Genomic DNA, 14,729 nt, shown 5'->3' on the forward strand with positions numbered 1-14,729 from the left:
AGACCACGCCGGCGCAGACGCCTGCACAGGCAGCCGCGCAGGGCCAAAGCCCCGCCGCGACGCCGGCGCCGGCGGAAGCCGACACCAACAATCCCGCGCTGCATCCGCAGCAACCGTTCTCGGGCATCGCCTCGCAGAACATCTTCGACGTGCCCGAGCGCGACATTGCCGCCGAGGCGCGCGAGCAGCAGAGCCGCACGCGCACGCAGCCGGGCAACAACGCGCCAGTCTGGCGCGAGATCAATTCGGACCAGCGCCACTACAGCAGCCTGCCGGACAAGGAAGCCGGCGTGCTGATCCTGCGTACCGGCCAGGAATGGCGGCTGTTGCGCAACGGCGTGATCACGGTCTGGGGCGGCTGGCTGCTGGTGCTGGTACCGGCGGCGATCCTGGCCTTCTTCGTCTGGCGCGGCACCATTCCGCTGAAGTCGCAGCCGACCGGCCGCATGATCGAGCGCTTCACGCCGCTGGAGCGCATCGTCCACTGGACCATGGCGATCGCCTTCGTGGTGCTGGCGGTATCGGGCATCGTGATGCTGTTCGGCAAGCATTTCCTGCTGCCGATCATGGGCCATACGCTGTTCGGCTGGCTGACCTATCTGCTGAAGAACGTGCACAACATCGTCGGCCCGGTCTTCACGCTGTCGCTGATCGTCGGCTTCGTGATCTTCGTGCGCGACAACCTGCCGTCGCGCGACGATATCCGCTGGCTGACCAGCCTGGGCGGCATCGCCAGCGGCAAGCATGTGCCGAGCGGCCGCTTCAACGCCGGAGAGAAGGGCTGGTTCTGGGTCGGGGTGTTCCTGCTCGGTCTGCTGATCTCGGCCTCGGGCTTCGTGCTCGACAAGATCGTGCCGGGGCTGGACTACTACCGCACCACGATGCAGCTGGCCCATATCGTCCACTCGATCGCCGCGATCGTGATGATGGCGATGGCGTTCGGCCACATCTACATGGGCACGATCGGCATGGAAGGCGCCTATCGCGCGATGCGCGACGGCTATGTCGACGAGGCCTGGGCGAAGGAGCACCACGAGCACTGGTACGACGACGTCAAGTCCGGCAAGATCCCGGCCCAGCGTTCCACGCCTTCGCGCCGCCAGCCGGAACGGCGGCCCGCGCCCGGCGAGGCGTAAGCACCGTCGTTCCGCTACGTACGGACCAGGCCGGGATGAGCGCTACAATGCATGCTCGACATCACCGTGACAGGAGGTTCGGCATGAAGCGTATTCTTTTCGGTCTGGTGGCAAGCGGCGCGCTGGCAGCGTGTTCGCAGACGGGACCCATCGGGAAGATGATGGGCGGCGGTGCGACGGCCGAGCGAGCCGTGGCGCCGCTGACCGCCAAGAGCGGCACCAATACCCAGGGCACCGTGACCTTCACCCAGCATGGCGATCATGTGATGGTGCTGGCCGACGTGACCGGCCTGCCGCCGAATTCGGTGCATGGCTTCCACGTCCACGAGAAGGGCGACTGCTCGGCCCCCGATGCGATGAGCGCCGGCGGCCATTTCAACCCGACCGGGAAGCCGCACGGTTCCGTCAATACGCCGGACCATCATGTCGGCGACATGCCGAACCTGACCGCCGACGCCAATGGCCGCGCGCGCGCCAGCTTCCAGCTGACCAGCATGACCGTCGCGCCCGGCGCGAACAGCGTGGTCGGCCGTGCGGTGGTCGTGCACAAGGACCCCGACGACTACAAGACCCAGCCCACCGGCAATTCGGGCGGCCGCATCGCCTGCGGCGTGGTGGTCAAGTCCTGACCGGCGCGGCCGGCGCCGTGGCTCCGCCCTGACCAACCAGGCGGGCTCGCCATCGCGCCGGCCCCGTCCCGATGTTCCAGATTTCCACGTAACCATGTCCCTGCGTCCCGAACTGAGCCAAGCCGCCGTCCCGCTGATCGAGGAGGTCGAGGTGGTCGACGAGCAGGGCCGCGTGCGCGCCGCCTTCCTGCCCGGCGAACGGCCGCTGACGGTCTATCTGGACAAGCGCGAGCTGGTCACGCTGATGACGCTGGGCGGCGCCCCGGAGGCGCTGGTGCTCGGCTACCTGCGCAACCAGCGGCTGGTCGAGTCGATCGAGGACATCGCCGCGATCCAGGTCGACTGGGAGACCGAGTCGGCCGCGGTGACCACGCGCGGCGGTGTCGACCGCATCGAGGAGCGCACCGCGCGCAAGATCGTCACCACCGGCTGCGGCCAGGGCACGGTGTTCGGCTCGCTGCTCGACGAAGTCGACCAGATCCGGCTGCCCGACGACGCGGTGCTGGACCAGCAGACGCTCTACAGCATCGTCGACACGATCCGGCTGCAGCAGTCGGTCTACAAGCAGGCGGGCTCCGTCCATGGCTGCGCGCTGTTCCACGGCCGCGAGCTGCTGATGTTCATCGAGGACGTGGGCCGCCACAACGCGGTCGACGCGATCGCCGGACGGATGTGGCTGGAAGGAATGGACGGCGCCGACAAGGTGTTCTACACCACCGGCCGCCTGACCTCGGAGATGGTCATCAAGGGCGCGCAGATGGGCATTCCCTTCCTGCTGTCGCGCTCGGGCGTCACGCAGATGGGCTATCAGATGGCGAAGCGCGTCAACATGACGCTGTTCGCGCGCTGCACCGGCAAGCATTTCCTGCTCTATACCGGCCGCCAGCGCTTCCGTCATAGCGAGCCGCAGGCCGCGGTGGCCTGAGGCCGGTCCAGTCCTGAAGTCCCATTGCCCGGCCTTGCCGGGCAGGCTGCGCTTTGGTTGTACAATGCGGCCCATTGCGCGCCATGCCGCCCGTTGCGGCGTTCCACTTCGCGGCGCTTCTTCCGTTCACCGCTACCTTATGAGCATCAAATCCGACAAGTGGATCCGCCGCATGGCGGAGCAGCATGGCATGATCGAGCCGTTCGAGCCGGGCCAGGTCAGGGAAACGGATGGCCGCAAGATCGTTTCCTATGGCACCTCGAGCTACGGCTACGACATCCGCTGCGCCGACGAATTCAAGATCTTCACCAACATCAACAGCACGATCGTCGACCCGAAGAACTTCGACGAGAAGTCGTTCGTCGACTTCAAGGGCGATGTCTGCATCATCCCGCCGAACTCGTTCGCGCTGGCCCGCACGGTCGAATATTTCCGCATCCCGCGCAGCGTGCTGACGATCTGCCTGGGCAAGAGCACCTATGCGCGCTGCGGCATCATCGTCAACGTGACGCCGTTCGAGCCCGAGTGGGAGGGCTACGTGACGCTGGAATTCTCGAACACCACGCCGCTGCCCGCGAAGATCTATGCCGGCGAGGGCTGCGCCCAGGTGCTGTTCTTCGAGAGCGACGAGGTCTGCGAGACCTCGTACCGCGACCGCGGCGGCAAATACCAGGGCCAGCACGGTGTCACGCTGCCGAAAACCTGATTGCCCTACAATGCGGGCCAATGGCGCTTGACGCTGCAAGACCACCGCACCGACCGCCATCACGGAACACCCAGAACCGGCGCAGCGGCCTGACCGCTTCGCCATGAATATCCGAGCCACATGTCCCCGCGCGCCGAACGCGGGCCATGTGGCTCAAGTCCTTTTGCCTCTCTCTCCTTTCCGCGAGGACGCCCGATGAAATTCCGCTTCCCCGTCATCATCATCGATGAAGACTTCCGCTCCGAGAACATCTCCGGCTCGGGCATCCGTGCGCTGGCCCAGGCCATCGAGGCCGAGGGCATGGAGGTGATGGGCCTGACCAGCTATGGCGACCTGACCTCGTTCGCGCAGCAGTCCAGCCGCGCCTCGTCCTTCATCGTGTCGATCGACGACGACGAGTTCGCCAGCGGCGCCGACGAGCCCGAAGCGGCGGCGATCGAGAAGCTGCGCGCCTTCGTCACCGAGGTGCGCCGGCGCAACGCCAACCTGCCGATCTTCCTGTACGGCGAGACCCGTACCTCGCGCCATATCCCGAACGACATCCTGCGCGAGCTGCACGGCTTCATCCACATGTTCGAGGACACGCCCGAGTTCGTGGCCCGGCATATCATCCGCGAAGCCAAGGTCTATCTCGAATCGCTGGCGCCGCCATTCTTCAAGGCGCTGATCGACTACGCGCAGGACAGTTCGTACTCGTGGCACTGCCCGGGCCACTCGGGCGGCGTTGCCTTCCTGAAGAGCCCGGTCGGCCAGGTGTTCCACCAGTTCTTCGGCGAGAACATGCTGCGCGCCGACGTCTGCAATGCGGTCGACGAACTGGGCCAGCTGCTGGACCACACCGGGCCGGTCGCGGCCTCCGAGCGCAATGCCGCACGGATCTTCAACTCCGACCACATGTTCTTCGTCACCAACGGCACGTCGACGTCGAACAAGATGGTCTGGCATGCCAACGTGGCGCCCGGTGACATCGTGGTGGTCGACCGCAACTGCCACAAGTCGATCCTGCACGCGATCATGATGACCGGCGCGATCCCGGTGTTCCTGATGCCGACGCGCAACCACTACGGCATCATCGGCCCGATCCCGAAGAGCGAGTTCGACCCGGAGACCATCCGCAGGAAGATCGCCGCGCATCCGTTCGCCAGCCAGGCGAAGAACCAGAAGCCGCGCATCCTGACGATCACGCAGGGTACCTACGACGGCGTGCTGTACAACGCCGAGCAGATCAAGGAGATGCTGGCGGCCGAGATCGACACGCTGCATTTCGACGAGGCCTGGCTGCCGCACGCGGCGTTCCACGACTTCTATCGCAACATGCACGCGATCGGGCGCGATCGTCCGCGCAGCAAGGACGCGCTGGTGTTCGCCACGCAGTCGACCCACAAGCTGCTGGCGGGGCTGTCGCAGGCCTCGCAGATCCTCGTGCAGGACTCCGAGACGCGCAAGCTGGACCGGTACCGCTTCAACGAGGCGTACCTGATGCATACGTCGACGAGCCCGCAGTATTCGATCATCGCCTCGTGCGACGTGGCCGCGGCGATGATGGAAGCGCCCGGCGGCACCGCGCTGGTCGAGGAGAGCATCCAGGAGGCGCTGGACTTCCGCCGCGCGATGCGCAAGGTCGAGGGGGACTACGACGCCGGCAACAACGGCGACTGGTGGTTCAAGGTCTGGGGCCCGGAAGACCTGAACGAGGACGGCATCGGCGACCGCGAGGACTGGATGCTGAAGGCCAACGACCGCTGGCACGGCTTCGGCGACCTGGCCGACGGCTTCAACCTGCTCGACCCGATCAAGGCCACGATCATCACGCCGGGGCTCGACGTCGACGGCGAGTTCAGCGAACGCGGCATTCCGGCGGCGATCGTCACCAAGTACCTGGCCGAGCACGGCATCATCATCGAGAAGACGGGTCTGTACTCGTTCTTCATCATGTTCACCATCGGCATCACCAAGGGCCGCTGGAACTCGCTGGTGACCGAGCTGCAGCAGTTCAAGGACGACTACGACCAGAACCAGCCGCTGTGGCGCGTGCTGCCGGAATTCGTCGCCCGCTTCCCGCAGTACGAGCGGATGGGACTGCGCGACCTGTGCGACGCGATCCACAGCGTCTACAAGGCCAACGACGTCGCGCGCGTGACCACCGAGATGTACCTGTCGGACATGGAACCGGCGATGAAGCCGTCGGATGCCTGGGCGATGATGGCGCACCGCGAGATCGAGCGGGTGCCGGTCGACGACCTCGAGGGCCGCGTCACCGCGATCCTGCTGACGCCGTACCCGCCCGGCATTCCGCTGCTGATCCCCGGCGAGCGCTTCAACCGGACCATCGTCCAGTACCTGAAGTTCGCGCGCGAGTTCAACCAGCTGTTCCCGGGCTTCGAGACCGATATCCACGGCCTGGTGGCCGAGGAGATCGACGGCAAGCGCGTGTACTTCGTCGATTGCGTGAAGCAGACGGCTTGACGGCGGCGGCACGGTAAAGAAAACGGCCGGCATCAACGGATGCCGGCCGTTTTGCTTGATGCCGTCGTTCGAGCGTGGCCGGCTCGAACGATCCCGTCTCGAAACTACTTCTTCTCGAACTCGAACACCGGTGCCGCCGGGCCGCTGTCGTTCGACTGAGCCGGCGCGCTGGGGGTCTCGAGCTGCGCGCCGCCTGGCAGCGTCGGTGCTTCGGGCGCCTCCGATGGGCCGGTCGAACCCGGTGCGCTCGGCGCCGGCTGCGTGGTCGTGCCGAAGTCGATGTCCAGGCTGCGCGTGATGCTGCGGTCCTGGGCCTTCGTCTTGTCGGTGGTCACCAGGCCCGGGAAGATGATGATCAGGGCCACCATGATCAGCTGGATCACCACGAACGGCACCGAACCCCAGTAGATGTCCGAGGTCTTGACCGAGCGCGGCGCGACCGAGCGCAGGTAGAACAGCGAGAAGCCGAACGGCGGGTGCATGAACGAAGTCTGCATGTTGACCGCCAGCAGCACGCCGAACCAGATCAGGTCGATGCCCAGCTTGTCGGCGACCGGGCCGACCAGCGGCACCAGGATGAAGGCCAGCTCGAAGAAGTCCAGGAAGAAGGCGAGCAGGAAGAACAGCACGTTGACCGCGATCAGGAAGCCGGTCTGGCCGCCGGGCAGCGCCGTCAGCAGATGCTCGACCCACAGGTGGCCGTCGACGCCGTAGAAGGTCAGCGAGAACACCCGCGCGCCGATCAGGATGAAGATCACGAAGGCCGACAGCTTCAGCGTCGACTCCATCGCCTGCTTGGTCAGGCCCAGGTTCAGCCGGCCCTTGATCAGCGCCAGCACCAGCGCGCCGAGCGCGCCCATGCCACCGCCCTCGGTCGGCGTCGCCACACCGATGAAGATCGTGCCCAGCACCAGGAAGATCAGCGCCAGCGGCGGGATCAGCACGAAGGTCACCTTCTCGGCCATCTGCGACAGCAGATTGAGCTTGAGCACGCGGTTGATCACGGCCAGCACGAAGGCGAACGAGATCGCCGCGCCGATCGACACCACCAGCCGCTCGTCGAGCGGGCCGCCGGGGTTGTAGTTCAGGTCGACCACCACGCCGACCACTACGGCCAGCGCGGTCAGCACCAGCACCGAGGTCGAGCCGCTCTTGCCGCTGGGCTCGCGGAAGGTGCGCGCTTCCAGCGGCAGCGCCGGCGCCGAGGCCGGCTTGATCAGCGTCATCAGCAGCACGTACAGCATGTACAGGCCGGTCAGCACCATGCCGGGCACGAACGCGCCCTTGTACATGTCGCCGACCGAGCGGCCCAGCTGGTCGGCCAGCACGATCAGCACCAGCGACGGCGGAATGATCTGCGCCAGCGTGCCCGACGCGGCGATCACGCCGGTGGCCAGCCGCTTGTCGTAGTTGTACTTGAGCATCAGCGGCAGCGAGATCAGCCCCATCGAGATCACCGAGGCCGCCACCACGCCGGTGGTCGCCGCCAGCAGCGCGCCGACGAAGATCACCGCGTAGGCGAGGCCCCCGCGGATCGGGCCGAACAGCTGGCCGATCGTATCGAGCAGATCCTCGGCCATGCCGGACCGCTCCAGTATCAGCCCCATGAAGGTGAAGAACGGAATCGCCAGCAGCGTGTCGTTCTCGATGATGCCGAACAGCCGGCTCGGCAGCGCCTGCAGCAGCTCCGGCGGAAGCAGGCCCAGCTCGATGCCGATGAAGGCGAACAGCAGGCCGTTGGCGGCCAGCGCGAAGGCGATCGGAAAGCCCGACAGCAGGAAGACCACCAGGGAGCCGAACATGATCGGCGCCATGTTGTCGATCAGGAATTGCGTCATCGCGGTCCTCGCTTACGGGGTTGCCGGGGGACCGGAGCGGCCGCCATCGGTCAGCGCGGCGGCGTTTTCCGCGGGGCTGTGACCATGCTTGCGGAACGCTTCGAACGGCAGGTCGCCCTTCAGATAGGCAAAGCGCTTGATCAGCTCGGACAGGCCTTGCAGGTTCAGCAGCGCGAAGCCCGCGACGATCAGGAACTTGGCCGGCCAGCGGATCAGGCCGCCGGCGTTGCCCGACATCTCGTGCCCGGCATAGGACAGCCAGAAGTAGGGGATCGACAGCCACAGGATGATCAGCGAGATCGGCAGCAGGAACAGCAGGATGCCGAAGATGTCGATCCAGACTTGCGTGCGCTCCGAGAAGCGTCCGGCAATCACGTCGATGCGGACATGCTCGTCCTTGCGCAGGGTGTACGGCGCGCCGAGCAGGAACACGCCGGCGAACATGTACCACTGCAGTTCGAGCCAGGCGTTGGAGCTGATGCTGAAGGTGTAGCGAATGATGGCGTTGCCCGCGCAGACCAGTACGGCCAGCAGGATCAGCCATTTCGCCCACCTCCCGATGGCATCGTTCACGGCGTCGATAAGCCGTGAGATCCTCATGAGGAGAGACATGTGAACGTCCTAGGGATGGGGAAAAACCGGGGTGGCGCGTCAGTTTACGGTTGAACGCCACGGCAAATCGCTAGGGTTAATCCCCAATTCGTCACATTGTCTGGGTTGTTTGTCCCGGAAGCGGGCCGGCGGAGGGAGACGGGAAGGGAAGGCGGGAGGGGAGGATTCCCCACCTTGGTGGGGAGCGTCCCCGTGGGGAACGGGGACGCTGCAAAGCGGGTGGCCGATCGACGGGTCAGCCGATCAGCCGATCGGTCCTTCGCTCAGCCGGCCTTGCGCGCGGCCGCGATGGCGGCGCGGACCTGGTCAGGCGCGGTGCCGCCGATATGGTTGCGGGCGGCGACCGAGCCTTCGAGCGTCAGCACGCCGTGCACGTCGTCGCCGATCAGCGCCGCCTTGTCGCCCAGGCCGGTGGCATCGCGCAGCTCGGCCACGGTCAGATCGGCCAGGTCGCACTGGCGCGCGTCGCAGGCGCGCACGGCGTGGGCCACCGCCTCGTGCGCGTCACGGAACGGCAGCCCCTTCTTGACCAGGTAGTCGGCCAGGTCCGTCGCGGTCGCATAGCCCTGCAGCGCGGCGGCGCGCATCGCGTCGGGCTTGACCGTGATGCCCGGCACCATGTCCGCGAAGATGCGCAGCGTGTCGACCACGGTATCGACCGTATCGAACAGCGGCTCCTTGTCTTCCTGGTTGTCCTTGTTGTATGCCAGCGGCTGGCCCTTCATCAGCGTCAGCAGGCCGATCAGGTGGCCGTTGACGCGGCCGGTCTTGCCGCGCGCGAGCTCCGGCACGTCCGGGTTCTTCTTCTGCGGCATGATCGAGCTGCCGGTGCAGAAGCGGTCCGCGATATCGATGAAGCCGACGCGCGGGCTCATCCACAGCACCAGCTCTTCCGAGAAGCGCGACACGTGGGTCATGATCAGCGCCGAGGCGGCGCAGAACTCGATGGCGAAATCCCGGTCGGACACCGCGTCCAGCGAGTTGCGGCAGACGCCGTCGAAGCCCAGCTGCTGCGCAACGAACTCCCGGTCGATCGGGTAGCTGGTGCCGGCCAGCGCGGCGGCGCCCAGCGGCAGCCGGTTGACGCGCTTGCGGGCGTCCTGCATGCGCTCGGCATCGCGCGTGAACATCTCGACGTAGGCCAGCAGGTGGTGGCCGAAGGTCACCGGCTGCGCGACCTGCAAATGGGTGAAGCCCGGCAGGATCGTGTCGGCGTGCTGCTCGGCCAGATCGAGCAGCGCGTTGCGCAGGTCGCCCAGCAGGCCGACGATGTTGTCGATCTCGCTGCGCAGCCACAGGCGGATATCGGTCGCCACCTGGTCGTTGCGGGAGCGGCCGGTATGCAGCCGCTTGCCGGCATCGCCGACCAGCGCGGTCAGCCGCGCCTCGATATTCAGGTGGACGTCTTCCAGGTCCAGCTTCCATTCAAAGTTGCCGGCCTCGATCTCGCCGCGGATCTGCGCCATGCCGCGCTCGATCTCGGCCCGGTCGGCGTCGCTGATGATGCCCTGCCGGGCCAGCATCGCCGCATGCGCCAGCGAGCCCTGGATATCGAACAGCGCGAGGCGCTTGTCGAAGAACACCGAAGCGGTGTAGCGCTTCACCAGGTCGGACATCGGTTCGGAGAAGCGGGCGGACCAGGCTTCGCCTTTCTTGGCAAGTTGGGAGGTCATGGCGGTAGGGAACTGGACAGTGCCCACGCACCGAGGCGTGCCGGGCAACGGAAAGGATAGGAAAAGCGGGAATTATATCGTTGCCCGGCAGAGGCGACGGGCGAAACCGTGTTGTCCTGCCTTCGGTACTACGCGCAAGAGCCTAATTCTGGCGCAATATTCGTCTATAAACGAGCGAGCGTATTGCTGAGCCCGAGCGGGGCAACAGGGAGAAGTCGGTGAGAAGCAGACCGCATGACGAGGCGATGGCCGAGTTGTACCGCAGCGATCCGGCGCTGGCGCTCGATGTAATCAACGGCATCCTGGCGGACGGCGACCAGGGCGAGCTGCTCACCGTGCTGCGCCAACTGGCACAAGCGTTCGGCGGCGTGCAGGCAGTAGCCGAACGTGCGCAATTGAACCCCACACAGCTGTACCGGACGCTTTCGCCCAAAGGGAACCCGGCGCTGAGCAGCCTGACGGCCATCCTCAAGGCAATGGGCTTGCGCCTGGCGGTGCGGCCGCTCGACCGTTCGGTATCGACACGCGCGGCTTGACCGCTGGGCTGGAGGACTGGCCCGTCCTCCAGCGGTGTATCGTCAACCGGTATTGCGCAGCCCCGCCGCAATCCCGTTGATCGTCAGATGGATGCCGCGCCGCACGCGCACGTCGTCGCCGTCCTTGCCGGCCCGGTAGCGCTTGAGCAGTTCGACCTGCAGGTGGTTCAGCGGGTCCAGGTAGGCGAAGCGGTTCTTGATCGAGCGGGCCAGCAGCGGGTTGTCGGCCAGGCGGTCGTGCTTGCCGGTGACCAGTCCCAGCATCTCGCCGGTCAGATGCCACTCGGTGCTGATGCGGTTGAACACGGCCTTGCGCAGCGCCGCGTCGTCGCACAGCTGGGCGTAGCGCGAGGCGACCGCCAGATCGGTCTTGGCCAGCACCATGTCCATGTTGGACAGCAGCGTCGAGAAGAAGGGCCACGTCTTGACCATGCGGCGCAGCGTCGCCACCAGCGCCTTGCGGGCCTTGTCGTCGCCGGCCTCATCGAGCAGCGCGCGCACGGCGCTGCCGAAGCCGAACCAGCCCGGCAGCAGCAGGCGGCACTGGCCCCACGAGAAGCCCCACGGAATCGCCCGCAGATCCTCGATGCGGCGGTTCTTCTTGTCCATCAGCTTGCGCGAGGCCGGGCGGGAGCCCAGGTTCAGATCGGCGATCTCGGTGATCGGCGTGGTGGCGAAGAAGTAGTCCTTAAAGCCCGGGGTGTCGTAGACCAGGTCGCGGTAGGCGACGAAGGCGCGGTCCGACAGCCGCTGCATGATGCTCTCGAACGTCGCCAAGTCCTTGGGCGCGTTCTGCGTCGGCAGCAGCGATGCCTCCAGCGTGGCGGCGATCACCGTCTCCAGGTTGCGGCGGCCGATCTCGGCGTTGGCGAACTTGCTGTTGATGATTTCGCCCTGCTCAGTCAGCCGGATCTGCCCGTTGACCGTGCCGGGCGGCTGCGACAGGATGGCCTGGTAGGTCGGGCCGCCGCCGCGTCCGACCGTGCCGCCCCGGCCGTGGAACAGCCGCAGCTTGATCCTGCGTTGGGCGAACAGCTGCACCAGCGCGAGTTCGGCCTTGTACAGCTCCCAGTTCGAGGTCAGGAAGCCGCCGTCCTTGTTCGAATCCGAATAGCCGAGCATCACCTCCTGCTCGCCGCCCTGATTGGCCAGCACCGCGGCAAAGCCGGGCAGATCGAGCAGCGCCTGCATGATGCCGCTGGCGTTGCGCAAGTCCTCGATGGTCTCGAACAGCGGAATCACCATCAGTTCCATGCGCGCCGGATCGTTCTTGCTGCCCAGCGTGCCGCGCAGCATGCCGGTCTCCTTCTGCAGCAGCATGACCTCGACCAGGTCCGACAACGTCTCGGTGTGCGAGATGATGTAGTTGCGCGCGACGCGGGCGCCGTAGCGGGCGCGCAGTTCGCGCGCGGTCGTCAGCACGCGCAGCTCGCTTTGGGTTTGCTCGGAATAGGTATGCCAGGGCAGCGTCAGCAGTCGCGGCTGGCGCAGTTCGGCCAGCAGCAGCTCGAGCTTGCGCTCCTCGGACAGCGCGGCGTAGTCCGCCTCGACGCCAGCGGCGGCGAACAGCTCGGCGATCACGGCCTCGTGCACGTCGGACACCTGGCGCATGTCGATCGAGGCCAGATGGAAGCCGAACACGCCGATCGCGCGGTGCAGCGCATCGATGCGGGCGCGCGCCAGCGCCTCGCCGTGGTGCTCGCGCAGCGAGTCGATCACCACCTCGATGTCGGCGGCGAAGGACTCCGCACTGGCGTAGGGCTCGGCGTCGGCGACCGGATGGCGCGGCGCCGCGCGGCCGGTCAGCGCATGGCAGGTCGCGGCCAGCCGCGCGTAGATGCCGATCAGCGCGCGCCGGTACGGCTCGTCGGCGCGGTGCTCGGAGCGGTCCGGCGACGCGTCGGCCAGCGCCAGCAGCGCGGGGCTGGCCTCGACCATCAGCGTGGACATCGACAGCTCGGCGCCCAGCGCGTGAACCTCGTCGAGATACCACTCGAGGATCAGCAGCGCCTGCTGGCAGGCCGCGTGCTCAAGCGTGTCCGCCGTGACGTTGGGGTTGCCGTCGCGATCGCCGCCGATCCACGAGCCCATCTGGAAGAACGGCGGCAGCGGACCGGGTTCGGTCTTGGCGCGGCGCGAGGCCGGGAATACCGCGGCGATGTCCTCCTCCAGCTCGGTCATCAGCTGCGGGATGCCGCGCAGGAAGGTGGTGCGGTAGTACGACAGCGCGTTCTCGATCTCATCGACGACCATCAGCCGCGTATTGCGCAGCATCCGCGTCTGCCACAGCGTGGTGACCTTGGCGCGCAGCTGGGCGGTGTTGTGCGCCAGTTCGCGCGCCGTCATCGGCAGGTCGCGCTCGGCCAGCAGACGGGCGATCTCGCGCTCGGCGTCCAGGATGCTCTTGCGCTGGACCTCGGTCGGGTGCGCGGTCAGCACCGGCACGATCAGCGCCTCGTCGAAGAACTTGCGCAGCTGCTTGCCGGTGACGCCGGCGGCGTCGATGGCCTGCAGCGCGCGCGCCATGCTGCCCGGCTGGGGCGGCGAGCCGGCCAGCGCATGGACGCGCCGGCGGCGGTTGTGGTGCTGGTCCTCGGCGATATTGGCCAGATGCGAGAAGTAGCTGAAGGCGCGCACCACCTGGTTGGTCTGGTCGCGCGACAGCCGCTTGAGCAGCCGGTCCAGCTCGGCCGCGGCGGCGCGGTCGTTCTCGCGGCGAAAACGCACCGCGGTCTGGCGGATCGTCTCGACGATCTGGAAGGCTGCCTCGCCTTCCTGCTCGCGCAGCACGTCGCCGAGCAGGCGACCCAGGAAGCGGATGTCCTCGCGCAGGGGCAGGTCCTTGTCGTTGGCCGCCTTGCGCGCCGGTGCTGCCGGCACCACTTCGAGGTGGGAGGCCGGTTTTGCGGCGGCGCGGCGGGTCGGGCGGGCGGTGGAAAGTGTCGGCTGGGCCGCTTCGACGGTCGGGGGCGAGGGGGCGTCTGTCCCTGGTCCGATCGATCCATTGGCGTCTTCGCGCCTGCCGATTCCGTTTGCGCCGTCGCCGGCGGTTTCCGATCGGCCTCGGACTGCGCGGATCCGGCGGCCGGCCGGGCGCGCTGCTGGCTGCGTCATGCAATCTCCTCTGCGTTTGGTTCTGATGCTGCTGTTGTTTCCGATCGTTCCGATCGCCTTCCAGACCCGGTGTTGCCCTGGCCGCTTTGCCCCGGCTCTTCGGCCTTCGGACGCCACGCCGCCAGCTTCCGGGACGGCGGCCGGACCGGCAGGGGGTGCGTGCTACCATTCGCGGCATGCAAGCTTCCGTCCCTTCCGCATCCTCATCCGCCGCGCCGGGCAGGCTGGTGATCGCGTCACGCGAAAGCCGGCTGGCCATGTGGCAGGCCGAACATGTGCGTGCTGCGTTGCAACAATACTATCCCGCGTGCGATGTGTCCATTCTGGGTATGACTACCCGGGGTGACCAGATTCTGGACCGCAGCCTCTCCAAGGTCGGCGGCAAGGGCCTGTTCGTCAAGGAGCTGGAAGTGGCGATGGCCGAGGGCCGGGCCGACTTGGCGGTGCACTCGCTGAAGGACGTGCCGATGGAGCTGCCCGAGGGGTTCGCGCTGGCCGCCGTGATGGAGCGTGAGGATCCGCGCGACGCGCTGGTGTCGACCCGCTTCGCCTCGCTCGACGAGATGCCTGCCGGCACCGTGGTCGGTACCTCGAGCCTGCGCCGCGAGGCCGCGCTGCGCAGCCGCTATCCGCATCTGGTGGTGCAGCCGCTGCGCGGCAATCTCGATACGCGGCTGGCCAAGCTCGATCGCGGCGACTACGGCGCGATCATCCTCGCCGCGGCCGGCCTGAAGCGCCTGGGCCTGGCCGGTCGTATCCGCGCGCTGCTGGAGCCGGCGACCTCGCTGCCGGCCGCCGGGCAGGGCGCGTTGGGCATCGAGATCCGCTCCGATCGCCCCGAACTGGCCGCCTGGCTGGCGCCACTGAATCATCTTTCCACCGCGCTGGCGGTCGGCGCGGAGCGGGCGGTATCGCGCCGGCTCGGCGGCTCCTGCCAGGTGCCGCTGGCCGCTCACGCGCACTGGGATGGCATCCGCCTGCATCTGGACGCCTTCGTCGCCACGCCGGACGGCGCGCGCAGCGTGCACGCGCAGCGCGCGGTCGAAGTGGCCAGCGCCGCCGACGCGGAAGCGCTGGGCAACGCCGTCGCCGAC

The 14,729-nt window shown here is 67.1% G+C and carries 11 protein-coding genes; 7 read left to right on the forward strand and 4 right to left on the reverse strand.

Annotated elements, in window-relative coordinates; genetic code table 11:
- The 5 genes from B551_RS01430 to B551_RS01450 form a co-directional block, all read left to right on the forward strand.
- Positions 1 to 1,136, forward strand: a 1,136-nt coding sequence (locus B551_RS01430; protein ID WP_023263342.1) for a formate dehydrogenase subunit gamma, incomplete at its 5' end; no start/stop codon positions are given.
- Positions 1,137 to 1,219: 83 nt separating this feature from the next.
- The gene (locus tag B551_RS01435; RefSeq protein ID WP_006578443.1) at positions 1,220 to 1,765 is read left to right on the forward strand and encodes a superoxide dismutase family protein; all 546 of its coding nucleotides are present in this window, start codon (positions 1,220 to 1,222) and stop codon (positions 1,763 to 1,765) included.
- Positions 1,766 to 1,859: 94 nt separating this feature from the next.
- Positions 1,860 to 2,690: a formate dehydrogenase accessory sulfurtransferase FdhD gene (locus tag B551_RS01440; RefSeq protein ID WP_006578442.1), complete on the forward strand. Its 831-nt coding sequence runs from the start codon at positions 1,860 to 1,862 to the stop codon at positions 2,688 to 2,690.
- Positions 2,691 to 2,829: 139 nt separating this feature from the next.
- Entirely contained in the window at positions 2,830 to 3,396 is a 567-nt protein-coding gene (dcd, locus tag B551_RS01445) for a dCTP deaminase (RefSeq protein ID WP_006578441.1), read from the forward strand.
- Between the two features lie 195 nt (positions 3,397 to 3,591).
- Complete coding sequence (locus tag B551_RS01450) at positions 3,592 to 5,862, forward strand: arginine/lysine/ornithine decarboxylase (RefSeq protein WP_006578440.1); 2,271 nt, start codon at positions 3,592 to 3,594, stop codon at positions 5,860 to 5,862.
- A 104-nt stretch (positions 5,863 to 5,966) separates the two neighbouring features.
- Here the strand turns inward: B551_RS01450 and B551_RS01455 are convergent, their stop codons facing one another.
- The 3 genes from B551_RS01455 to argH all read right to left on the reverse strand — a co-directional run bounded on the left by B551_RS01455 (position 5,967) and on the right by argH (position 9,985).
- Entirely contained in the window at positions 5,967 to 7,700 is a 1,734-nt protein-coding gene (locus B551_RS01455) for a TRAP transporter large permease subunit (RefSeq protein ID WP_023263343.1), read from the reverse strand.
- A 12-nt stretch (positions 7,701 to 7,712) separates the two neighbouring features.
- Positions 7,713 to 8,312, reverse strand: coding sequence for a TRAP transporter small permease subunit (locus B551_RS01460; protein WP_043436751.1), 600 nt, complete (start codon positions 8,310 to 8,312; stop codon positions 7,713 to 7,715).
- Positions 8,313 to 8,575: 263 nt separating this feature from the next.
- Positions 8,576 to 9,985 (reverse strand): argininosuccinate lyase, encoded by a 1,410-nt coding sequence (gene argH, locus B551_RS01465; protein WP_006578436.1) that lies wholly within the window; start codon positions 9,983 to 9,985, stop codon positions 8,576 to 8,578.
- A 245-nt stretch (positions 9,986 to 10,230) separates the two neighbouring features.
- Here argH and B551_RS01470 point away from each other — a divergent pair, with 245 nt between their 5' ends.
- The gene (locus B551_RS01470; protein ID WP_006578435.1) at positions 10,231 to 10,521 is read left to right on the forward strand and encodes a DNA-binding protein; all 291 of its coding nucleotides are present in this window, start codon (positions 10,231 to 10,233) and stop codon (positions 10,519 to 10,521) included.
- Between the two features lie 42 nt (positions 10,522 to 10,563).
- On the opposite strand, the gene ppc is transcribed toward B551_RS01470, so the two are convergent.
- Positions 10,564 to 13,635 carry a phosphoenolpyruvate carboxylase gene (gene ppc / locus B551_RS01475; protein WP_043436757.1) on the reverse strand — a complete coding sequence of 1,024 codons (3,072 nt, stop codon included), beginning with the start codon at positions 13,633 to 13,635 and terminating at the stop codon, positions 10,564 to 10,566.
- Positions 13,636 to 13,811: 176 nt separating this feature from the next.
- On the opposite strand from ppc, the gene hemC reads away from it, so the two are divergent.
- Positions 13,812 to 14,729 (forward strand): hydroxymethylbilane synthase (gene hemC / locus B551_RS01480; protein WP_043436760.1); only part of this gene is annotated, 918 nt, incomplete at its 3' end.

Source organism: Cupriavidus sp. HPC(L) (genome assembly GCF_000307735.3).
GTDB lineage: Bacteria > Pseudomonadota > Gammaproteobacteria > Burkholderiales > Burkholderiaceae > Cupriavidus.